General features: G+C 59.7%; 20 protein-coding genes and 2 pseudogenes. 10 read left to right on the top strand and 12 right to left on the bottom strand.

The genetic code is table 11. The features are described 5' to 3' along the window. Positions 1-67: 67 nt before the first annotated feature. Both cysK and NKH98_RS30325 read right to left on the bottom strand, forming a co-directional pair. Entirely contained in the window at positions 68-1,561 is a 1,494-nt protein-coding gene (cysK, locus tag NKH98_RS30330) for a cysteine synthase A (RefSeq protein ID WP_352903995.1), read from the bottom strand. Between the two features lie 120 nt (positions 1,562-1,681). Then, complete coding sequence (locus NKH98_RS30325; RefSeq protein ID WP_352903993.1) at positions 1,682-2,734, bottom strand: MFS transporter; 1,053 nt, start codon at positions 2,732-2,734, stop codon at positions 1,682-1,684. Positions 2,735-3,362: 628 nt separating this feature from the next. On the opposite strand from NKH98_RS30325, the gene NKH98_RS30320 reads away from it, so the two are divergent. Continuing rightward, positions 3,363-5,912: a caspase family protein gene (locus NKH98_RS30320; RefSeq protein WP_352903992.1), complete on the top strand. Its 2,550-nt coding sequence runs from the start codon at positions 3,363-3,365 to the stop codon at positions 5,910-5,912. Between the two features lie 551 nt (positions 5,913-6,463). On the opposite strand, the gene NKH98_RS30315 is transcribed toward NKH98_RS30320, so the two are convergent. From NKH98_RS30315 to NKH98_RS30305, 3 genes are all read right to left on the bottom strand, one after another. Then, a complete protein-coding gene (locus tag NKH98_RS30315; protein WP_352691667.1) occupies positions 6,464-7,138 on the bottom strand; it encodes a protein-L-isoaspartate(D-aspartate) O-methyltransferase in 675 nt (224 codons plus the stop codon). Positions 7,139-7,375: 237 nt separating this feature from the next. Next, positions 7,376-7,687, bottom strand: a complete 312-nt coding sequence (locus tag NKH98_RS30310; RefSeq protein ID WP_352479185.1) for a PilZ domain-containing protein — start codon at positions 7,685-7,687, stop codon at positions 7,376-7,378. Positions 7,688-7,798: 111 nt separating this feature from the next. Beyond that, positions 7,799-7,948: a hypothetical protein gene (locus NKH98_RS30305; RefSeq protein ID WP_352479186.1), complete on the bottom strand. Its 150-nt coding sequence runs from the start codon at positions 7,946-7,948 to the stop codon at positions 7,799-7,801. A 1,005-nt stretch (positions 7,949-8,953) separates the two neighbouring features. Between NKH98_RS30305 and NKH98_RS30300 the strand changes: the two genes are divergently transcribed. The 4 genes and pseudogenes from NKH98_RS30300 to NKH98_RS30285 all read left to right on the top strand — a co-directional run. Continuing rightward, entirely contained in the window at positions 8,954-9,307 is a 354-nt protein-coding gene (locus tag NKH98_RS30300) for a TadE family protein (protein WP_352903990.1), read from the top strand. Positions 9,308-9,721: 414 nt separating this feature from the next. Further along, entirely contained in the window at positions 9,722-10,804 is a 1,083-nt protein-coding gene (locus NKH98_RS30295; RefSeq protein ID WP_352903988.1) for a sensor histidine kinase, read from the top strand. 835 nt (positions 10,805-11,639) lie between these two features. Next, positions 11,640-11,882 (top strand): histidine kinase dimerization/phosphoacceptor domain -containing protein, encoded by a 243-nt coding sequence (locus NKH98_RS30290; RefSeq protein ID WP_352479188.1) that lies wholly within the window; start codon positions 11,640-11,642, stop codon positions 11,880-11,882. A gap of 24 nt (positions 11,883-11,906) precedes the next feature. Beyond that, positions 11,907-12,208 (top strand): annotated as a pseudogene (locus NKH98_RS30285) (transposase); the annotation flags it as partial. A gap of 87 nt (positions 12,209-12,295) precedes the next feature. Here the strand turns inward: NKH98_RS30285 and NKH98_RS30280 are convergent. Beyond that, complete coding sequence (locus NKH98_RS30280; protein WP_352903985.1) at positions 12,296-12,547, bottom strand: DUF982 domain-containing protein; 252 nt, start codon at positions 12,545-12,547, stop codon at positions 12,296-12,298. Positions 12,548-12,837: 290 nt separating this feature from the next. On the opposite strand from NKH98_RS30280, the gene NKH98_RS30275 reads away from it, so the two are divergent. Next, positions 12,838-13,182 carry a hypothetical protein gene (locus tag NKH98_RS30275; RefSeq protein ID WP_352479190.1) on the top strand — a complete coding sequence of 115 codons (345 nt, stop codon included), beginning with the start codon at positions 12,838-12,840 and terminating at the stop codon, positions 13,180-13,182. A 435-nt stretch (positions 13,183-13,617) separates the two neighbouring features. Further along, positions 13,618-14,442: a 5'-3' exonuclease gene (locus NKH98_RS30270; protein WP_352903983.1), complete on the top strand. Its 825-nt coding sequence runs from the start codon at positions 13,618-13,620 to the stop codon at positions 14,440-14,442. 442 nt (positions 14,443-14,884) lie between these two features. On the opposite strand, the gene NKH98_RS30265 is transcribed toward NKH98_RS30270, so the two are convergent. Beyond that, the gene (locus NKH98_RS30265) at positions 14,885-15,943 is read right to left on the bottom strand and encodes a YihY/virulence factor BrkB family protein (protein WP_352779254.1); all 1,059 of its coding nucleotides are present in this window, start codon (positions 15,941-15,943) and stop codon (positions 14,885-14,887) included. Positions 15,944-16,567: 624 nt separating this feature from the next. Beyond that, positions 16,568-16,864 (bottom strand): PRC-barrel domain containing protein, encoded by a 297-nt coding sequence (locus NKH98_RS30260; RefSeq protein WP_352479193.1) that lies wholly within the window; start codon positions 16,862-16,864, stop codon positions 16,568-16,570. A gap of 377 nt (positions 16,865-17,241) precedes the next feature. Between NKH98_RS30260 and NKH98_RS30255 the strand changes: the two genes are divergently transcribed. Beyond that, the gene (locus tag NKH98_RS30255) at positions 17,242-17,421 is read left to right on the top strand and encodes a hypothetical protein (protein WP_352479194.1); all 180 of its coding nucleotides are present in this window, start codon (positions 17,242-17,244) and stop codon (positions 17,419-17,421) included. A 233-nt stretch (positions 17,422-17,654) separates the two neighbouring features. Here NKH98_RS30255 and NKH98_RS30250 read toward each other — a convergent pair whose 3' ends face one another. The 3 genes and pseudogenes from NKH98_RS30250 to NKH98_RS30240 all read right to left on the bottom strand — a co-directional run bounded on the left by NKH98_RS30250 (position 17,655) and on the right by NKH98_RS30240 (position 20,511). Next, a complete protein-coding gene (locus NKH98_RS30250; protein WP_352903980.1) occupies positions 17,655-18,698 on the bottom strand; it encodes a sensor histidine kinase in 1,044 nt (347 codons plus the stop codon). Beyond that, positions 18,695-20,200, bottom strand: a pseudogene (locus NKH98_RS30245) (ATPase domain-containing protein). The gene NKH98_RS30250 and the pseudogene NKH98_RS30245 overlap by 4 nt, the downstream one beginning before the upstream one ends. Positions 20,201-20,283: 83 nt before the next feature. Then, on the bottom strand, positions 20,284-20,511 hold the full coding sequence (locus tag NKH98_RS30240) for a hypothetical protein (RefSeq protein ID WP_352903978.1): 228 nt from the start codon (positions 20,509-20,511) through the stop codon (positions 20,284-20,286). A gap of 128 nt (positions 20,512-20,639) precedes the next feature. Between NKH98_RS30240 and NKH98_RS30235 the strand changes: the two genes are divergently transcribed. Beyond that, positions 20,640-21,134: a hypothetical protein gene (locus NKH98_RS30235; protein ID WP_352903976.1), complete on the top strand. Its 495-nt coding sequence runs from the start codon at positions 20,640-20,642 to the stop codon at positions 21,132-21,134. Continuing rightward, positions 21,100-21,270, top strand: coding sequence for a hypothetical protein (locus NKH98_RS30230; RefSeq protein ID WP_352509299.1), 171 nt, complete (start codon positions 21,100-21,102; stop codon positions 21,268-21,270). The genes NKH98_RS30235 and NKH98_RS30230 overlap by 35 nt, the downstream gene beginning before the upstream one ends. Positions 21,271-21,566: 296 nt before the next feature. Here NKH98_RS30230 and NKH98_RS30225 read toward each other — a convergent pair whose 3' ends face one another. Beyond that, positions 21,567-22,085, bottom strand: coding sequence for a hypothetical protein (locus NKH98_RS30225; protein ID WP_352903974.1), 519 nt, complete (start codon positions 22,083-22,085; stop codon positions 21,567-21,569). Between the last annotated feature and the right edge of the window lie 83 nt (positions 22,086-22,168).

The following is a 22,168-nucleotide window of genomic DNA, read 5'->3' as shown; positions in this document are numbered from 1 at the left end:
ATGAAGCCGAGCCGGAAGCGGATGGCGTCCGTGTTGGCTCGTTCTGGGTTGGTAGCGACGATGCGTCTCACGCCGCCGCCCGCATCCATCGGGGCAGCAGGCTGTCGGGATTTGCACATGCGCCGGGTGTGTAGTTTGCGCCAATAGACTCCAGCCGGGCGCCGAGCGTGCCGTCTCGCCATGCTGCAAGTGTATCCAGGCAGCCACCGAGATGCTCGCCGCCGACAAAGACCTGCGGAATTGTAGGCGAGCCAATCCGGGCTCTCAGGGCCTTTCGGATTTCTCCGTCCAGGCCGATCTTCTGGAATTCCGGGGTATCGATGTCGATGGACTTGTAGGCGATCCCGGCACGATCGAAGAGCTTTCTTACCGTCCAGCAGAATTCGCACCATGTCAGAGCGAACATGACTACCGGGTGCTCCAAATCATTGATCGCCTCCTCAATAAACTCATGCGCCGACGGATCGATTTGGATGTCGTTCGCGGGCGCCGATGACAGCGCGAAGGATGGCGGCCGGTCGAAGCGGTAGCCGGGTGTAGAGTGAGAGATCGCCTCCTCGGCCTCCGACATTTCGTCGCTGATATGATCGAACAGGATCGTGCTGAGATACCGCTCGCCTGTGTCAGGCAACATGCAGAGCACGCTCTGGTCCGGGCCGGCGCGCCGAGCGATTTCCAGTGCCCCGCTCAAGGTTGCTCCGCCGGAGATGCCCGCCAATATTCCTTCTTCCTTCGCAAGCCGGCGTGCGACTTCTAGGGCGCTGGCACCTGAAACGGGCAGGATCTCGTCCACAAGGTTGTCGGCCATGGCATTGCCTACAATTTGCGGAATGAAATCTGGGCTCCACCCCTGCATCGGGTGTGGCCGGAAGCGGGTGTGCGCTCGTGTCGGCAGTCCGTGGTCGTCAAAGCTTTGGGGAATGCCGCTCGACAGCAGTGCCGAATTATCGGGCTCGCACACGATGATTCGCGTTTGCGGCCGCTCGCGCTTGAGCACTCGCGCCACACCGGCAAGAGTTCCGCCGGTCCCTGTGCCGGTGACCCAGTAATCGAGTGGACGGTCCTGAAAAGCCGCGAGAATTTCGAGCGCTGTCGTGCGGGCATGAATATCGGCGTTGACGGGCGTCTCGAATTGCCGGCAGAGGAACCAGCCGTGCGTTTCGGCCAGCTCGATCGCCTTGGCCAGCATGCCGCTGCCACGCTCGACGGCAGGTGTCAACACGACCTTGGCACCGAAGAAACGCATGAGCTTGCGTCGTTCGAGGCTGGCGTTTTCCGGCATGACGATAACAAGAGGATAGCGTTTCGTGGCGCAAACCATGGCGAGCCCAATGCCTGTGTTGCCACTCGTCGCTTCGATCACGGTCTGGCCAGGTCGAAGTAATCCAGAACGCTCCGCTTGTTGGATGACGGCGGCGGCAAAACGGTCCTTGACCGATCCGCCAGGATTGAACGCTTCGATCTTGGCATAGAGCGAGGCGGCGCCGTTGTTTATGCGCGAAAGGCGCACGACCGGCGTGTCACCGATCGTGTCGAGAATGCTGTCGTGGATTGGGCTCATCTCAGTTGGTCCTTGTTTAGCGACGGCGGCATTCCGTCCCTTTGATCTCTGAAATTGGCAGGAAAGCCGAGGTTTGCAGCGTTTGACCCAACGTGGAATTCAGCGATTCCAACGCTTGAATCAGTGGCCCACTGCAGGATCTGGAAGTCCGCCGCCGCATGCGGCCAGCGCTCTCGCACCGAACGACGCCAATACAGCCAGCACGGCCAGATTGGCTGCGCCCGCGGCAGATGCAATTAGGAAAGCGGGCCTATAGCTGCCGAAGTGGTCATAGACGAAGCCGCCGAAATAGCCGGCCATGCCCATGCCTACCCAGGCGATCAGCATGACAGTGCCGAGTGACTGGCCAAAGCGTTCGGCTGGCACAAACTGGCGTACGCAGAGGATCAGGCAGGTCATGTTTCCAGCAAAACCAAAACCGAAGACTGCCGACAGCACCAAGAGGCTCAGCTGCTGGTCTAGCGCGGGAAAAATCGCAACGCATGCCGTCTGAATGAAAGATGCCAGTGCATAGGCAGCAAGGTTGCCTGCCCGGTCGGCGAGGAGCCCGAATGCGATCCGCCCGGCGGCGCCGAACAGCATCGCGATCAACAGGCTGAGCGATCCGACATCCGAAGATCCGCACACGGCCGTCACGAAGCTCGTGAGGTGCATCAGCGGGACCCCCATGCAGGCGCAGCAGAGAAAGGCTGCCGCAGACAGGAGCGCCACGGGAGAAATCCGGCCACCTTGGAAAGCTGGCTCTGTTGAAAAACGCACGGGGACGGGAAGAACGTCGCCGAGGGGCGGCCTTTGAACCGCAGGCAGAAGGATCGCCAGCGCAGCCATTGTCGCCGCCGCCATCACCGCATATGCGAAGCGCCAGCCGACGCCATCAATCAAGGCATTCGCGGCGTACGGCAGTATGCCTTGACCTAGGGCTCCTCCTGCTGTGACGGTCCCCACGGCGAGGCCCCGGCGGCGGTCGAACCAGAGCCCGGTTACCGCAAGTACCGGCGCATAAAGACAGGCAAAGCCGAGCCCGCCCAGCGCGAAATTGGCGGCATAGATCTGCCAGAGCGAAGTTGCGAAGGACATCGCGGCAAGCGCTATCACCATACCTGCCGAGCCGATGAACAGCAGGTTTCTGGTATTCAGGCGATCGGACAACCGGCCCCAGAACAGCCCGCCCAAAGGCCATGCCGACGCTTGACAGCGTGTAGGCAAGGCTAATATCGGCTCGCGACCAGCCAAACTCCGCCTCAAGCGGCCTGATAAAAACGGATGTCAGCGCGAGGCTACCAAATCCGAACGCCATGGCAGTCGTAGCACCGGCCGCAGCCAACAGGCCGCGCAGCCGCATTGTGTTACCCCGAACCTCGCTGTTTCCAGCCGCTGGTGATTGACGATTCGACATGTTTCTGCCCTCAGAACATCTTCGAAGCTGTCATCGCCCAGCGGTATGGAAGCAGGCGTGTGCATCAGCGTAGAAACTCCGGACCCGGCCGTGGAAACGGCCCACTTTGGACCTGCAATCTACCCGACAGGAGGGGCTGATACCGAGATCAGGCCTAATCGAGAATGGTAAATCCCCAGAACCAGACGAGGCGGACCAGTGATCGGATAGCCGGCGCCGTCTGACAGACGTTGCAGATATGCGGGCTCTGATGTAATTTAGCACTTGATCAAGTGAGAAATATGCCCGCTGCCGCGACGGCTTTTCTCCCTTTTTTGTCCCGGCAGATTGCATGCTCTCTAACGGACCTGGCTACCCCATGCGGTGTTCTTGTGGTCGCGAGGTAACAGCGTTTATGGGGTTGCCATGCTCCGACTTTGCGCAATCGTCGCAGCCTTCCTCCTTGCGAGCTTCACGACTTTTCCCGCTTGCGCCGACCGAAGGGTCGCTTTTGTCATCGGCAATTCGGACTACCGACAATTCCCCGCGCTCAAGAACCCGGTCAAGGATGCCGAGGACGTGTCGAAAACATTTCGACTGGCAGGATTCGAGGTCTTCGTCGCAAGCGATCTGACGAAGCTGCAATTCGAAGAACAGTTCCGCAATTATCTTGCCGCCGTTGACGGCGCCGACCTTGCGGTCGTCTACTATTCCGGTCACGGTTTTCAGATCGGCGGCGAAAATTTCCTGATCCCGGTCGATGCCTCCTTGAAGGAGGCGGCGGACATCGAGGTCCAGGCCATCAAGCTCAACGATGTGCTGGGACAATTGCGTTCGAAATCGAAGATCCAGGTGATCATCCTCGATGCCTGCCGCAACAATCCGTTTCCGCGCAAGAACTACTGGCTGAGAGACCAGCTCATTGCCACCGGTAACGCCGGGCTCGCCCAGGTCAAAAGCTCGCTGAACACGCTGATTGCATTTGCCACCGAACCCGGGGCGGCGGCGTATGACGGGGCCGGCGAACTCAGCCCGTTTTCGGCGGCGTTTTCCCGTCGCGCGCTAGCGCCTAACCAGGAAATCCGCACCGTAATGGCGGCGGTACGCCGCGATGTGGTGGAAGCTACAAACGGCCTCCAAGTTCCCTGGGAGAACTCATCACTGATTGACGAAGTCGTGCTGATGCGCCGCAGCAGTCGCCCCGCACTGCCGCCGGTGCTGGAGAAGGTCGTGCTGTCGGGTGTTGGACCCGTCGGCTTGGGTCTGCCCGAACCGGTAGACATCGACGGCGGCACGATCACCCTGAGCATTGAAAGACCGCCTGCCCTGGGGCGCCTGATGCTGGACGGCAACCCCGTCAGGGTGGGCGTGCCGATTCAGGGCAAGGACCTCCCGCGCTTGCAGATGGACGTTCCCAAGGGTGTCGCTGCGCAGGAAGAGGTGGATATGCTGGCCTATGCCACGCATGACAATTGGGGCGGTCAAACCCAGGGCATTCTGGTGTTTCGGGTCAAGAGCGGCAAAGGCCCACAGGGTAAACAGATCATGGCCTCGCTCGAGGCCGAGCAGAAGCAGAAGGTATTGCAGCGTGGCATTCATATCACCGGTGCGGCAGAAGCGATCGAAAACCGCGACATCGATGTTCCCATGGGCGTCGGTCCGGTCTTCCTGAAGCTTGACTTCCCGACCGAAGATCCCGCTGTCACGCTGAAAGTTTCGAAATATCCGACAACGGGAACGCTCTCGCTGCCCGATCGAACCCTGTCGCCCCAGTCGAGCCTGATGGCCGCAGAGGTCGATCGACTGCGCTACGAGCCACAGATCGGCGCCGAAGCCACGGTCGAGGTCGGCTTCGAGATTCGGGCGGACAGCAGCTCATCAAAGCCAGCCACGATGAAACTCTCGCCAATAGTCGATCCTTGCGATACGGCTGCCGGCGAACCTCTGGACCTGCAAGGCGTCGTCCCCGGCCTGCTCCCGAACGAAATTGGCGCCAGCGCGGTAGAGCTTTGCGAGACCGCCGTGAAGGCTTATCCCGACGTTGCGCGCTTCCGCTATGAACTTGGGCGCGCGCTCCTTGCGGCAGGCAAGGTCGATGAGGGCAGGACAGCCATCGAGCAAGCCGCCAAGAAGGGACACGTACGTGCCGTGTTCGAGCTAGGCTACATGTATGCGACCGGAACCGGAATGGCCGTCGACCGCGCACAGGCCAACGCGCTTTACGCCGCTGCGTCCGACAAGGGGGATCCCTACGGCATGACGTCGTGGGGTCGCGCCTTGTTCAATGGGTATGGCGTCAAGCCCGACACGGCCAAGGGCTTGGACCTGCTGCTCAAGGCAGCGGCGATGGGCCATACCTATGCAATGAACGATCTGGCCGCGATCTTCACCGAGGGCCGCAACGGCGTGACCGCTGACCAAGCCCGCGCCGTTGCGTTCCTGCAGGCCGGCGTCCAGCGGCAGGATATGTATTCTATGAACCTGCTCGGCCGCAATTACTTGTCTGGGCAGGGCGTTGAGAAGGATCCGAAGACGGCGCTGGCGCTGTTTCAGCAGGCAATCGATCTCGGCCAGCCCTATGCGCCCGGCAGCCTCGCACGCATGTATCGCGACGGTGTCGGTGTGGAACGGAGCCTCGCGGAAGCGCAGCGATTGTTCGAAATCGGGATCGCACGGGGTGACCCGTTCGCAGCTTACGATCGCGCGGCTCTCGAAATGCAAAAAGGCGACAAGGCCGATCAGGGTCATGTCGTGCGTTTCCTTGCGTTTGCGGCTGCGCTCGATGTGCGCAAGGAACTGCCGGACGCCCAAAGAGCGCTGGCAAAGTTCGGTCCGAAGCCAAAAACAGCGGCCTTGAAGCAGCTGCGCCAGGAACTGAAATCGAATTTTCCCCGGTCGGGTTCACTGGACACGCAACTGGTTAACGCGGCCAGACGGGCTTGGGAAGAAGCCAATCCGCGTCGGGACTTGTTTTGACTGAGGAGGAGGCAATGGCAGGCAGAGTATTGAAACAGGCAATACTTGGAACAGCGTTATCCGGCATCATGGTGGGCCTCATGGGTTGCACCTCCCTGGTCCCTAGGGTTGAACCGACGCCGCTGGTCGCCACGCCCGCGCCAAAGGTTCTTCGCAGAGTTCCCCCGCCAAAGGTCGTCCGCAGGGTTGCTCCGTCAAAGGTCGTCAAGCCTGCTCCCAGGAGGGCCGCCAAGAAAGTGATCATACCGGTTGAGGAGGAGCCTGTTCCTGCGCCTGTGTTCATTCCTCCTTCGGGCGGGAGCGGCGGGAGCGGTGGGAGCGGCGGGAGCGGTGGGAGCGGCGGGAGCGGCGGCGGGGGAGGCGGCTGGGGAGGATGATCAGCTCAAGTTGTGAAGGGCCAAGAAGGATCGCAGAGCCCAGAAGACAAGCTGCCTTGTGTTTGGAAAATCTGCGACGGGTTGTTTCTCCCGTTCATCCAGGACGAAAGAAACGCGAAGGCTGGCATCTGATTGAGGGTCGGAAAAGCGCGGCGCGCCAGTTGTCGCACATCACTAGGCGGTCTCGAGCCGGCTGAACCGAACCGGAATGAGTTTCCGGGTCTCGAGCTGCCCTGCCGCATCCTTGTCGATGACAGTCAGAAACTGTGCTTCTTTAGATCCCAAAGGCAGTACCAGCCGTCCCCCCGGCTTGAGTTGCGTCAGAAAAGCCGGCGGTGTCTGCTCAGCCGCCGCCGTGACCAGGATTTTGTCGAATGGGGCGTGCTCGGGCCAGCCGCGAGACCCGTCTCCGACACGAATGCCGACATTGGATAAGCCGAGGTCATGCAGGAGAGCCTCCGCACGGCTTGCGAATTCCTCGATGATTTCTACGCTCCAAACTTGCCCGGCGAGTCCCGCGAGGATTGCGGTTTGGTAGCCCAGGCCGGTGCCGATCTCGAGCACCGCCTCGTGCGGTTGGGGAGCAAGAAGATCGATCATGAGGGCGACGATGAACGGCTGCGAGACGGTTTTATCGAAGCCGATCGGCAGCGGCATGTCCTGGTAGGCGTAAGGTGCAACCGAAGCTGGCACGAAGAGATGCCGCGGCAATCGCCGCATCGCTGCCATCACCCGTTCATCGAGCGCCGCCTTGCCGAGTTCTTCGCTTGCAAGGTCGGTATGGATTGCAATCATCTCGACCATGTGCCTGCGTAGGATGGCCAGGTGCTCTTCGTTCATAGGCTTCATGACGGTGGGACTTTCCTCAACCAGCTTGCTGCCAGAGAGCCTTATATCCTGTTCGTCACAGTAGCGCCCGCTATCGTTTCCAACACGGGTGTCCAGGGCAGGGGTGGGTGACCGTCTTGGCAGTCAAGGGCGCTGTGTAGTTCACGTCCCTGTCCGGGTTATCCTCGGAGAGAATGGCCGGGCGACTTGTGCTGAAAATTCATGGCGAGTGTCAGAAAAGGTTCGTCTTGCCGTGGGTCAACCGTAGTGAAGTTTCGGTTTGGGCTCGGTGCCGGTGAATTTGACGCCGATGCGGTCGTTGCGACGCCAACGAACTTCCGATCTATAGGCAACTCCATCGACCGACACGTAGAGCAAGAAGCGATCGGGAACCCGAGCTTCGGGCGCGACCTTCAGCTCGGCGCCCCCCTCATGCTGATTGCGCAAGGTGCAGCTGATCTCGGAATTCTGGATCCCGGTGATGATCGTCCCGCCCTTTAGCACACGTGGGCGGCGCTCGCGCCGATGCTCGTCGGAACTCTGATCAAGTGGATTGGCGGTGTTTGCCATCGATAAAATGGCCAGATCTGCCGAAATTCACCCTTAAGTATAAAACACCGAACACAGACGCACAGCAATGGGCGATCATGTTGCTCAGGTATGTGGCATTCTAGGACATGCTCAGGTAATATCTAGCAAAGGTTCCGCGTTGCCGACGTGTCGATCAGCACGGTTTCCAAGCTTCTGGTCGACGCCGGCCCCGTAGCCGTCGAACTCCACCTCCTGAATCCAAGCATCGCCGTGGGGCGGCTTCTCGATCAGGGTCGGCATCAAGGCTCAATGAACTCTAGCCGGCCGGTGCTGGCGTGCGGTGCCAGACGCATCGACCATTCCGGGGCGCCTTACAGCTTCTACACAGCGGAATTGCCGCCACGTACTTCATTCGCATGTATCATTACATTAGATCTAGCTCATATACTCACAGTCAAGCGAGCACTCCCAAAGGCTCGCTGGTCAGGCCCAGCGGTCTACCCTCACCGCAAGCCGCTGGGCCGCTAGAACGAGCGCAACGGATGGCGCCGACTTCATGACGAGGATTAAAATCGGGGTCAATTGAATGTGTACGTTTGCTGCAAATGTTCCGGGCCGGAGCCCTTGCTCGTTCGAGGGTTCGAATGCTGGAGATGCAGGCGTGGCCAAGAAGCCGTCTATTGCCGGTTTAGCCAAAGACTTGTCTAATGTTGCGCTCACATTCAATTGTCCGAATTGCTCGCATCCGGCGGTAAGGAAAGGCTCTGCACTAAGAACGATTGCGCACTTCAGATGCCACGGGTGCAACGCCAAGGTGCGGATCACTTATCAGCAGAAGCTAGCAATCTTCGAAAAGCACAGGCTATCGGCCGCCCGAGGCGCGCTGCGACAACTCAACTCTGCTTTGCGGTAAGCCTAGCGGCTTCGCCCAACGTCATGTGCGGCACGGCGCTGTCACCCCAATCTGATCCCAAAAGTCCAGCCGCGAGGCGTTGCGTAGACCCTCGTCGCCGCGCAGTGCTTACGCGGCCAATCAGTCCCGGCTTGATCCATTGAGTGGCTGGGCGCTTCGTGCACTTTGGCGACGGCCCGGCATGCTCATGCACCCGTTTCCATAGCTCGCGGATCATTCGGGGTCGAATTAAGAGGCGAATGCGGGGCTTGCCAAGCTCGCGCTCAATGCCGAGCAGTTGGCCGAGCGCGGCCGCCGGACTTGTGCCCGTCGGGGCCAAAGAGCGCGCATATCAAATGGAGTGAAATCCTAAAGCGAGGGCCTTCATACGGGGAGCATCAGGCGGAGCTGCGTTGGAGTTCGCGCTGATCGCCCCTGTTCTGATAATGGTCTTGATCGGCGTCTTCGCATTCGGCTGGGCCTTGAATGCCATGTCCAGTGTTCGGTATACGCTGGAAACGTCCGCGCGTGCGCTGCAGATGAAGAACTCGCTGACGCAGGCCGAGATAGAAGCCATAGCCACGGCAAAATTGCTGACTTTGGGATTGAAAGACGTAGACGTAACAATAGCAATCGACGCCCCCAGCGGCAGCTTTCGAATGGCACATCTCACGGCCAGGTATGCTTTCGTCATCGAGTTCCCATATTTCGACCGGTATCCGATGAATTACGCTACGACAGTCACAGTTCCCTTGGTTGGAACTTAAGGCCCATTCTGGTCGCACGCCGCCGGTAGTTCTCAATAAAAAAACCTGCAGCGAAGCTCTTCCGTCGCGCGCTTTTCCTGGGCCGCCTAAGCAGGGCCGTTGCTCCCCCTGTTATCGACGCGATGTAGTGGTGGATCATGATAACCCAGGGGCGCAAGGAGCAACGCCTCATGCTGGTGGGAGGATAAAAATGCGCCGCTTGTCATCGACGCGAAGCCTCAACCCATTTCAATTGATCCCGCTAGCGCTGCAGTTCTCGTCGTAGACGCAGCCGGCGCTTGCCGCTCTCTTTCGGCCCTGCGCACAAGGCTAGACTTGTTGTCAGGTGCATGACGCGGAGCGTGAAATACAGCTTTGGCGCGATGGCAGGCGCGCCGCATTGTTGATATCATCCGCACAGAACAGGCGCGCAAAATGACATCGGATGCAGAGAAGGCCGAAGCGGTCGAGCAGCTGCTTGATACACCTGACCTTGCAACCGCACTGGAAAGTGAACAGTTCAAGAAATTCCTCGACCAGGTGCCGATCGCCATAGCCGTTTCGGACCTTACCGGTGAAGAGCGCGTGGTCTACGCCAATCCGGAATTCGAGAAACTGTCAGGCCTGACGGCCGCCAGGCTTACCAGAGAAAACTGGGCGGCCCTTTTAGGCACAGGCCTCAATCAGCAAAAGGACAGGCCGCTTGCCGAGGCTGTGGTCGAGGGAACCGATCTGGTCGGCACCTTCAGGCTGGAGCGCAGCGAGGATAAGCCGGCGATCGTCGACGTTTATTCCAACGAGATAGAGGACGACAACGGCAAGGTCTGTTTCCGACTGGTGGCACTGGTCGACGTATCGGCTCACGGCGAGGCGGGAGATCAGCGCTCGGCCGAGGAGCGTGTCAGCGAGAAAGACACACTGCTTCGCGAACTGCAGCACAGGGTGAAGAACAACCTGCAGATGATCACCGCACTGATCCGGCTGGAAAGCCGCAACGCGACCGAGGCCGACCGGAGACGGTTTGAGCGGCTCGCCGGTCGCGTCGACGCATTGGCGATCCTCTACCAGACGTTAACGGCCGACGAGCCGAAGGAGGAGGTCGACCTTGGTGTGTATCTCAGCCAGATCGCGTCCGCGGTCATGAGCTCGCATGCGGTCGAGGGGATCCGGCTGGATATGAAGGTGGATACATATCCGGTGTCAATAAACGTCGCCATGCCGGCGGGACTGGTCGTAAACGAATTGCTGACCAATTCGCTTAAGCATGCGTTCCGGGGCCGCGACGGCGGCACGATAACGCTGCACAGCATCGTCGATGGCGACGGCTGCAGGGTTATTGTGGCGGACGACGGAATCGGCCTGCCGGAAGGCGAGATGTGGCCCAAGCCAGGCAAGCTCGGAGCGCTGATCGCGCGATCGCTGGCCGAGAACGCCAAGGCGCAGTTAGCTGTCGAGTCCAGCGCCAACAAAGGGACGAAGGTGACCATCGTTTTCAAGCGGTCGGCGGCAGCAAGCTGAACGATTGCCGTCCAACATAGCAGGCTGGAGGCTGGCTCACGTCGCGGCTTTGAGCAGGTGGCTGCAAACACGCCCCAGACGCCCTGGGGGGGCGAGAAGGAGTATTGCGGCGCAACTCACCCAAACGTCGATCCGCCCGAACCCGCGACGATCGGGTGCCGGCCTTTCTCCGCTTGTTCGACTTGTGTTCGGGCGACTATCGATGGTTCTATGCATCGGTTCAAAGGCTCGGCGCGTTAGATAAGGCTCACCGCGCCGAAGCGCTTGCGCGGCCAGATGCATGTCATGGAGCCATTCAAAGCTGACGGCCGAATCGGTGATTATTTGGGCGTGAACCGACTGAGAGCTTTCGGGCGGATGCGCAGCTATCGTGGACACCAAGTCGCGAGGGCAGTGTTCTCTTCACCCGGCCCCGTCGCTCGGCGGGAGTGGCGAATTATTCTCCAGCAAGATCGAATATGCAGTGGAAGCCACTATCCGCTGCCAGGGAGACGTTCATCCTGCGGCCAATCGGTTAGGCCTTCCAGGCTTGTTGTTCTGCGCCATCGGTATCATATGCCTGGAGACCACCAGGCAGGGAAACTTCTATTTCGCGTAGCTCGGCAGCGTTTAGAAATGCCTGGCGCGCTACCGCGATCTGTTTTCTCGCCCTGCAGGGTATCCATGAAAGCGCCGGAGTTCTGGGCTTCTTCGTGATGTTTCCCGCTATTTTCCTGGCGTCGGTACTGTTTGATCGAGGTTCAGGGCTTACTCCGCCGTGCTGGGCACGGTTCTGCTATATTTTGAGGTGAAACCAGCTGGTACCTTTCTACTGCCCGCGGGATTGGTGCTGCCAATGGTTATCTTCGTCGTGGTGGCATTGGGGCTGGCCGTCATTAGCGAAGGGCTACGTACGGCCTATCAGAGAGCGGCGGAAGCGGAACGCGCGAAGGATCTGCTCCTGCAAGAATTGTCGCATCGCACTAAGAACAACCTCGCGATGGTCAGCTCTCTGCTGTCGCTGCAAGCTCGGATGAAATCGAGTCCAGAGGCCCGCGAGGCACTGGGACTGTCAGGAATTCTGTGCGCGAGGCCATGATAATGGAAAGGAGAGAATCATCACATGGCTATTGAGAAGGAACTTCTGGACCAACTGCTTGCGGGTCGCGATCCGAATGAGGTTTTCGCCAGAGACGGGCTGCTCGACGAGCTGAAGAAGGCGCTTTCGGAGCGGATTCTGAACGCCGAACTGGACGAGCACCTCGATGAGGAGCAGGCCGACGGCAACGCCAATCGCCGCAATGGCCATTCGCGGAAATCGGTGCTGACGGGCACATCGAAGATGACGCTGACTATCCCGCGCACCGTGCCGGAACCTTCGATCCGAAGCTGATCGCCAAATATCAGCGCCGCTTTCCAGACTTCGCGATGGACGCGTTCGAAACTGCGGCCAAGCATCTCGACAATGGCTATGACCGGCCGGCATTTGCTGCGGCGGCAGAGTAGCAGATGTCAGGCGTTCAAGATTTTCGCTTCCTGGGCGGCGGTCAGAAATGCCGCGCGGGCTACCTCCGGGGCGCTTCCACCGCCGAGCACCTTCATGCAGGCCATTCGTGCCTGGATGCGGCGCCCCGTCTCTCCAATGGGCCAATCATACAGCAGCATTTCGGCGGCCTCGCGGGTGCTCGAAACACTGACTTTGCCCGAGGACAGCAACAGGGTCACGGGCTTTTCGAACGTGCCGACGTCTCGTTCGCTGGTCATGTTCTGGTTTCCTTTCGCGGTGTCCCTACGACCCTACGGGCGAACACCACATTTCGTTGCGTCACGATTGACCCGGTGCGCGAACATTCGGTGAGAAGCTCCTTGCGACTGCATGCCCTTGGGGCATTCCTGCCGGCATTGCCGAGGGGTGAGAATGTTAATCCTCGGCCTCGACATCGCATGCGCTTGGTATGAGCCCGGCTCATCGCTCTCGATCAAGACTGGCCTGATCAAAGCCATCGGCGAGAACGCCGAGGAGCAGGGGATCGCTCGGTTGCCAGCTTCGCGCCATGATCAAGGGCAACAGGCCCGACTTTGTGTCGATCGAGCAGCCGATGGCCAACGTGGTCTCATTCAAAACGTGGTCTCATTCAGGAAGACCGCCAGACGCTTACGCCCCCAGCGACGAGCAAACTGCTAACCCGATCGCCTTGCAGCGCGAGGGGCTGGCCTGCGCCGCTGCGGCCATCATCAGCGACGGCTACGGTATCCACTGGGAAACAATCCCTTTGTCGACGCAGCGGAAGCATTTCCTTGGCATGGGCTGCTCGCCGGGCTTTGACCACGCCATGTGGAAGCGCACTGCGGTCGAGCGCTGCCGGCTGCTCAAGACGAAGAATGCGGACGCCGCATAACGACGGCCAGCGAAGCGTGTCAGGGGTTCAAATTGCGAGAGCGCGTCACCTACATCGACTCGCCGCCGCCGAGGGGAGGGCTGCTCATAAAGGCCGGTTGCGAATGCGCCATGTGCTGATTCCGGTAATGGAATGCGGCCTTGTCCGGATCCTAGACACGCTGCTCAATGTCGGCGCAAACAAAGGATTGGGCTGCATTTGCCGGCGTGTCATTGCCGACCTTGCCGTAGCTTCCAAGGACAGTCTTGACGAGCGCTTCTCGGTCGAGGACGTGTTCAGCGCCACGCGCAGATCGTTGTTGTTGTCAAAGGGCTGTCGCAGCGGGCTACCATATAGTAGTGCGCGCACCTGTGACTTGAAGGTAAGCTGCTGCGATAAGAGACATGGCTTGAGGCGGGCGTACGGGCACGGCCTGGCGCTTCCTCAAGGATTGAGATGATCGTTCATTTAGTAGACGGCACATACGAGTTGTTTCGCCACTTCTATGGCCAACGCCGGTTCAACAACGGCCAAGACAGGCCGTTTGGCGCCGTCGTTGGCGTGCTGAACACACTGCTGGAGATGATCGAGAATGGCGCCACACACATTGGGGTAGCGACAGATCATGTAATCGAGTCGTTCAGAAATCAGCTCTGGCCCGGCTACAAGACCGGGGATGGCATCGAGCCGGCATTGCTCGCGCAGTTCCATCCTCTTGAGAAAGCCCTGGCGGCCATGGGAGTGGCGGTCTGGCCGATGATCGACCTAGAAGCCGACGACGCGCTGGCATCCGCGGCACGGAGCGCGGCTGCCGATGAGCGCGTGCAGAAGGTATGCATCTGGACGCCGGACAAGGATCTCGCGCAGTGCGTGCGAGGTGACCATGTGGTCCAGGTAGACCGAAGGACCCAGAAAATTCGCGATGCCACCGGCGTACGCGAGAAGTTCGGAGTTGAGCCGGCCCTGATTCCAGATTTCCTAGCGCTCGTCGGTGATGCCGTGGATGGCTACCCGGGTCTCGAGGGCATCGGCCTGGTGTCGGCCGCCCGGCTGCTTGGCCGCTATGGCCCTCTTGAAAGCTTTCCGCCTGAAGCCCTCGGCCGGCGTAGAGAGCTCGCACTTTTGTTCAAGAATCTCGCCACGCTGCGTACGGACGCTCGGCTTTTTGAGAATGTCGAAGAGCTGCGCTGGCGCGGCCCGACCAATGCGTTCGAGACGTGCGTAATCCAGCTAAATGATGCCCGGCTCCTCGCACGTGCGCTTAAAGCTCCCCGTAACTGACTTCGGACGCGAGGTCTGGAAGCGGCCTTTGGAAGGCCAGCGCCGATTCCCCAATCGCACAGGGGCACGGTAGGCGCGGCAACAGTCTTGAAGAACTCAGCCCAACGTTCCGGCGGGTGACAGGCGCTCACGTAGCATCTGAGTTGTCGATTCACGTTCAATGGCAAAGCGTGTCACACCTACGCACCTACGACCTAGATACAAGGCGGTCGCGTCCGGGTCGTGCCCCGCTGAGTGGTATAGCTCGGCGGTGACGAAGCCGCTCGGTCGGTCCGTGGGCGCGCCCTCAGTAGGAGGGAGCAGCATCTGAACCCTGCTTTGCCTTTCCCGTGATGGGAAGATACAAGACAACCTCATATATGCTCGATAGGCCTGTAAGGTGACGGCCATCTAAGACCGTCATTGGCGCCAAGCGAAGTTGCAGCAGATGCACAGTTAGGCGCTAGGTTTTGCGCTCGTCCAAACGTGACTGCTTGTTGGCGGCATCGGCCGATCCGCCCAGCGTGTCCGCGACCGTGGCACCTCGCGCCCCCATCGGTTGCTGCGCACCTGTGGTGGTGTCCTTGACTGTCTGATGCTCCATCTCAGCATTCAGCTCCGCACCTACAATCAGGATGATCACGGAAATCCAGGTCCACATCATCAAGCCGATGACCGCCCCCAGGGCTCCGTAGGTCGCGTTGTAGTTAGCGAAGTTCTCAAGATAAAAAGAGAAACCCACCGAGACTGCGATCCAAACCACAGCCGAGAGGAATGCCCCCCATGTGGCCCATCGCCACTTTGCCTTTTCGCGGCTAGGGCCGTAGCGGTAGATCAGCGTAATTCCGATTCCGACCATGATCAGCAAAACCGGCCACCGCAAGATCCGCACAAGGGTTTCCGTCCAGCCGCCGAGGTTCACCAGCGCAAGCATTGCGGGTACGATCCCGACCGAGATGATAAGGCCGATGCCAATGAGGATGGCGCCAAGGGTGAATCCCAAGGCCAGGAGATTCAGATGGATAAAGCCGCGCTTTTCAGTCTCCTCGTAAGCGATGTTCATTGCTTCAAACAGCGTCTTGATGCCGCTGTTGGCGCTCCACAGTGCGACCGCGAGACCGAAGATAAACCCAAAGCTGAGCGTGCTAGTGTTCTGAGCGGCCAATGAGTTAAGTTGCGATCTGATAAGATCCAAACCGCCCGAAGGCAGTATGCCGCCAAGGAATGAAATGTGCTCGGCGACCGTCTGAGGATCGGCGACGAAGCCGTAAATGGACACGAAGGCGGCAAGCGCTGGAAACAGAGCAAGAAGCAGGTAGAACGTGGCTCCGGCCGCGATCAACATGACGCGGTCCTCCATTACCTCAGCGAACACCCGCCACAGTACATCCCTCCAGCCGCGGCCGGAAATTTGCGATGGCCGTTCGGCATTGCGTCCGCGGCCCTCTTTGTCTGCTTGTCCAGCCCGTCGCTCCAGTTGTATTTGGTTTTCGTTGGAATCTTCGGCTTTGTTGTTCGACATCACTGCAGTCCGTCGCATCTTCCTCGACGGCAACGTTTAGGCGCGCCAATAGATGCAGGTGCAGACCTGCGCTCGCAAATAATCATCCGCCAGCTGCAGAAATACCGGCCATCTAACAACGACACTGCCCCGACTCTGACTCACGACCGCTTCCGAGGGCCGGAGTAGGGCTGTCCGGTCTCGCCTCGAGGGGCTATCTGACCACATCGTTCCGGCCGGTATCAGCACCGGCTGGCGCCATGTCCGGCGGCCTGTTCCACAGCAGCGACTTTGAAATCGTGGTCGCGTTTCCAGAACGTCATGACGCATGACGCACGAAGTCACGATCGCCATGCTGCAGGACCCTCGTTCGGCTGGCAAAGCAGACGAAAGTGAAACACGCGCCGGCCATGACGTGAAGGTCCTTCCGGTCTCAGGCGACAAGGACACGGGCAAACCTGACCCGCCCAGGTGAAGCTCTTGCGCGGCCGCTGGAACGAAACATCCCTCGATGAGGTCTGTTCGTTTCCGAATGGAAAATTTGACGATCAGGTCGATGCTTTCGCCGACGCTGCAAGCGAGCTCGCACTCGGATCGACCTTCACCCATGACAATATCTGACGGTCGAGATCACCGAAGCTGACTTTAATCAAAATGCTCTGGCAGGGCCTTCAACTGCTCGGTCGTCATTTGTGTGATAGCATGCACGGTGCCGTCTTCGTCCCGCATAAAATCGAGCTGAGTTGCATATAAGGCCACGCGCTTTGAGCCTATGCCGAGGAACCCACCAACATCGAAGACGACCTGCGCATGCTCGCCCGTTCCATGGATGTGGTCGACTGAACTGATTTCCTCATCGTCGCGACCGTAGATGGTGGCTCCCTCAACAACGTCTGCGCGCAGTTCAGAACTCGAAAGCCGTACGTGATTGGTGTGGTCCATTTTTGGAGGCTCCTCTCCGGTTGGACTGAGGTAACCCCCGACAGGGCCAACCGTTCCGAACCGTCGTTCACGAGTGTCGTTCGCGGATGGGCACCGAGCGGGGATATGGCAGGCGCCTTGGCTGTCGCCGATCCCCTAAACGAGCTGGCGTTGAGTTCGAGCATCCGGTTTGGGGTCGTCTGTCGTGGCGGTTCGACTTGCAAACACCGAAGTAGGTCGGCCTGCCTGCTTAACCGCCTGAAAAACGCGCCCGAGCCGCGGCGGCAACTGTGCGCTATTTTGACATTTCGACCTTGCGGTGTCGGATTATTTGCATGCGAACGAGTTTTGCGACACTATCCTCCCCCTTCTCCAACGTACCATTCTGGGAGGAATGCATGGCTCCCCATGAGCAACATGCCGTTGAAATCGTGAGGACGAAAGAGTGGTCGGTTCGCGTGACGGTCAACGGCGCTACGATCACGGTCCCTTTCACAGCTGAGAGCTACGCGCGCTCGTTTGCAGATGGTCAGGCGTTCCGCCTGGGCGTTCAGGTGGAGCTCAGGAAGCCGGCGTAGTCGCGCCGTTTTGTCGGTAACGTGTGGCTCCGACCAGCCCACTACATCCTACCGCGCGAGGTCAGATGAAAGACCCAGGCGGCGGCGGCCTGGCGGCCGCAATGGGGACCCCCAACTCGCAACCTGCATCGTGGCCCCGAACCGCTGAAGAAAGTCGCGGAGCCGGCCTTTTGATTACAGTGGCTTCGACTGCGGCCACAGCTGCGTGCTGTTTCGTCGCGTTCGTCAGGTACTCAGGAGTACGCTGGGACGAGCCTCGTTTCGCGTAATGGCAACGCCATAGTGAAACGCAGGCCGCCGGGATTGTAATGCATTTCGATTTTCGCATTGCATTGCACCGTAACGACCCTTTCCAGCAATGTCGTTCCAAAGCCTCGTCGACTCGGCGGCTGCACTATGGGACCATTCCGCTCCTGCCAATGGAGATGCAGGATCTGCTCACCTGCGGAATCCGCTATCCACCATTGCACATCAAGGCGGCCTTCCGGGCGCGACAAGGCGCCGAATTTTGCTGAGTTGGAGGCAAGTTCATGAAACGCCATGCCCACAGGTATCGCAAGGTCGGCGACGAGGGCCACATTGGGACCACGTAGTGATATTCGCGGCTCGCCATAGATCTCGTAGTGGCTCAGTTCCGTCTCAAGCAATCTCTGTAATGAGGCCGTCTGCCAATAGTCGTCTGTAAGCATTGAATGCGTGTTGGCAAGGGACACGATTCTTGCGGAGAAATCACGCACGAAGCTGTCGACGCTATCGCTGGACCGGGCCGTCGCTCCCATCATCGCTCGCACATTGGCCAGGGTGTTTTTGACCCGGTGATGAAGCTCGAGGATCAACAGCTTTTGACGGTCAGCGACCTCCTGTTTTTGTTCGAGGTGGGACTTGACCTCGAGCTGGCGTGCACGCGCACGCAACGCCGACCTCACCGAATTGGCCAGACTTGAGGCCAGGAAAGGCCTTTCGAGAACGATGAGATACCGATCTAGAAACGCAAGACGCTTGTCGAATTCTGTTCCCCGCATGACCAGAAGAACCACTGGAAAATCGGACCACGCAGGTTGGTTGCGCAGCCAGGCGGCGAACTGGCTCCGGTCGGAATTGATGAGCGCCTCTTCGGCGACGACAAGGCAGTGTGCGCTGTCGAGAAACCCCAAAACCTCTTCCAGATTGGCACAGAGGCGTGTGCCGATCCCGTGTTTTGCTAAGATCGAGGCCGCTAGCTGAGCGTCTCGACCAACCGGGGCGAGCACGAGTACGACGGGTTCTTTCGGCGTCATGGCTTCTTGTCAGCGAGCAGGTCGCTTTGTTTGCCCTCAAAAAAGGGCACGCCTGTAAGTATTCCCCTGAATTGGTCGAGCGGCTCGCCGACAGCTATGCCCTGGCTGCTGACCATGAATTCACGGATCGTGTCCTCGTGAGGACCAACCCGCCTCTTCACCACCGAAATCGCTCGCCGGATGCGACCGCCACTTTCGAAAAACCTCAGCAACATCACTGCATCAGACAGATAGGTCATGTCGATTGGGGCCGCCGTCTGGCCGATCAGCCCGTGATTGGCGAGCAGCAGGATCGTGACGATGCCCTTCTGGTTGAGGTAGGTGAGAATTTCATGCATCTGCAGCACAAGATGCTGCTCTTGGGACATCGAATTCAGATATCCCGTGAGGCTGTCGATCACTACGATCCGGGCATCAAACCGCTCGACTGCGAACTGAATCTTTGATTACAATTCGCCGGGTGAAAGGTCCGCCGGGTCGATCTGTTCGAGCAGGAGCATTCCGTCTTGCAGGAAGGGCTTGAGATCCATACCGAGACCAGCTGCACGTCCCAGGAAAATGCGGTCAGTCTCATCGAACAGCAGAACCAGGGCGCGCTCACCGCGCCCGAGCGCTGCATGACAGTAGGAGCAGGCTATGGTCGACTTCCCCACACCCGAAGGGCCGATCAAGAGCGTGCTTGTGCCCCGATCGAGGCCGCCGCCGAGCAGAGCGTCCACGCCATGTCCGCTTAAGGCCGGCGATCCGTGCTCGGCTTCAGGGTGCTCGGCGGCGACCAGTCGCGGAAAGACCGTGATCCCGCCCGGTCGGATAACGAAGTCGTGGTAACCGCCACGTATTTGCACCCCACGCATCTTGATCACCCGTAAGCGCCGCCGCTCGCCACCGTATATCGGAGTCAATTGCTCCATGCGGATCACGCCATGGCTGATCGAATGCAGGTTGAGGTCATCCTGCTCGGCCGTGAGGTCGTCGAGTAACAAGACCGTCGCGTGGTTGAGCAGAAAGAAGCTTTTCAGCGCCAGGACCTGCCGACGGTAGCGTAGTGAGCCCTGCGAGAGCAGCCGGATTTCTGAAAGCGAATCGAATACGACGCGCTGTGGCTTAATACGGTCGATCTCAGCCAAGGCCGCCTGCACGGTCTCTCCGAGTTCCAGGTCAGAAGAATGCACGAGTGTCTGCAGCTGGGAAGGATCAAGGCTGAGTTCTGGAGGAACGAGTTCCAGAATTTCTATCCCGCCCAGAGTCCAGCCGTGCCTGCTTGCCACGGATATGAGTTCGCGCTTGCTTTCGGATAGCGTAATATAGAGGCAGTTTTCGCCTTGCGAGGCCCCCTTGATAAGGAACTGAAGCCCGAGCGTGGTCTTGCCCGAACCAGGCCTTCCCTCAACGAGGTGTGACCGAAATTTGGCATAACCCCCGCGCAAAACATAGTCGAGGCCTTCTACCCCGGTCGCTAATGGTGAGGCGTCATCTTCGTTCACGTTGACGTTGCCCCTCATGTACGTTGCTGAACAGCGTAACGATTGTCAGTTTTGATGGTTCCAGAGGGCCGCACTACGCTGGATAAGGACAAGAGCCTCCCCTACAAACTGCTCACGACGCCGTTCGTGTCGGTGAGAACAATTCTGCCGGAGCGCGCAAGGCGGCGCAGGCGCTGCCAGCGATTGCTGGCGAGCGCGGGCTCCATATTCTGGCGGCGATCAATCTCGATGCGATCGCCGACGACGGTGACGGCAACAAGGGTTGCGTCATCGCGCTTGGAACGCTCGGCAAGCTGCTTCCGACGGCCCACGTCGGCGTTCCCGCGCATAGCGGTTTCTCCTGAATGGGCTGAACGCCGCGACTGTTGCCGCTGCCATAGCGGCCCGTGTGGAATGGGTCTCTGAGCTTACCGATAATGCCCAATTCCTTCTGGGCACACCGCCGAGCTTGCTCAATATGCGCGACGGCAAGTCCCGCTATGACGTAACGACGCCGGCTACGGCGTTCGCCGGCTTTAACGTTCTGAGCTATCGACGGAGCCCGGACGAGGTGCTTGATTGCATTGACCGGCTTTGCGCCGATGCTGCTTTTGCCTGCCTGGCGGAACTGAAGCAGCGCCGGCATTGCCAGCACGGCAGCGCAGCGATCGATCTCGTCGAAACAATTCCGCTGCATCGTTACAAGGCACTGCTGGACCGTCTCGATGCGGTAACAACATCAAGGCTTGGCACCGTCGGCGCGTCTCTTGGCGCGGGCGATCTCCCGCTGCCCCGAGCAATGCCTGCTGGTTACCGAAGAGGCATGGCGATTGAGCCGCTTGCCGGGACCGGCAATCGTCACCCGCTTCGGCTCGACACCCTATCTGCCAACGAACCTTTCCGACAGGCCGGCAGCGGCGAGGTTGCGCGAGATTGCCTTGCACATCGCAGCCGGCGCAACCGCACGCTATGATCTCGGCGATCGGCTGTGCGGATTGTTTCGCCGGCATCTCGAGATGAGCTTCTTTGGCGAGGCCACCGCATCCAGTCTCGACGTCGTCGCCCGCAACATGCCGATGTGGCGCGACGGCATTCGCTGGCCGAAATAAGGCGGGCTGGCCAACATTCTTACCATCAATATCGGCCCGTGGGGACGAGACTACCACACCCCGCTCGAGCGGCTTCACATCGGCTATGCTTTCGATGTCTTGCAGCAAGTCGTGAGTGATGTTTGTGCGGCGCTTCTTGCAAGGCAGGCGTAGCGCGCGGAAGCAGCAACTCGATACCTCGCCAGGAGCAAATCTGGAAGCCGAGGTTGCATGCCAGATCAGTCCTGAGGCATGCCGTCGCCGTGAAGAGAGTCTCAAGAACAGCTTCGCCAGCGCACCTCGAAAACCGGCTACCGCTATGACGAAGTGTTGGGAGGCTCGTCCGACTCCGCCAAACGATCGCGAATGGCTTGCTCCGTTTTGCTTGCCGTCTTTTTCACGACTTTTTCGACGCGGTCGACCAACGTCTCGGCGTCGCCGCTGGAACCCTGTCGGTCAGCCTCTTCCTTTACAGTCTCATATGCCTCGGCGGCGACCTGCTTGGCTTGCTCCACGCCTTCTTCAAAGACTTCCTCGGCACTGTCACGAAGCTTGTCGCGGTATGGGCCGAGTTGCGCGTCTTCCGCGGCTGTGTGAGGCAGCATCACGCCGATGGCGGTGCCCACGGCAAGGCCCACCGCGGCCATTGCCAGAGGTTCGCGCTGGAACAGGTCCTGCGCCGACTGCCGTACCCGCCCCGATATATCGGTGGCCGCCGAGCCGAACTGCCCGACCGTGCTTCCTAACCTTTCTTTGGCGCCGCTCGCAACGTCTGCCACAGCCTCAGTCGCACCGCCTGCCACGGACGCAACCGAACGGGCGGCATCGGAGAGCATGGAGCCGGCGGAACCTTCGCCCTCGGCACCGTACTCATCGCCGCGTGAGTCCTGCCAGGCCCCGCCCAAGCCCCTCTGGTCAG

This window comes from Mesorhizobium sp. M0833, from assembly GCF_040319905.1.
GTDB lineage: Bacteria > Pseudomonadota > Alphaproteobacteria > Rhizobiales > Rhizobiaceae > Mesorhizobium.
Note: the sequence above shows the minus strand (reverse complement) of the source record. Positions and strands in the feature narration are given on the sequence as shown.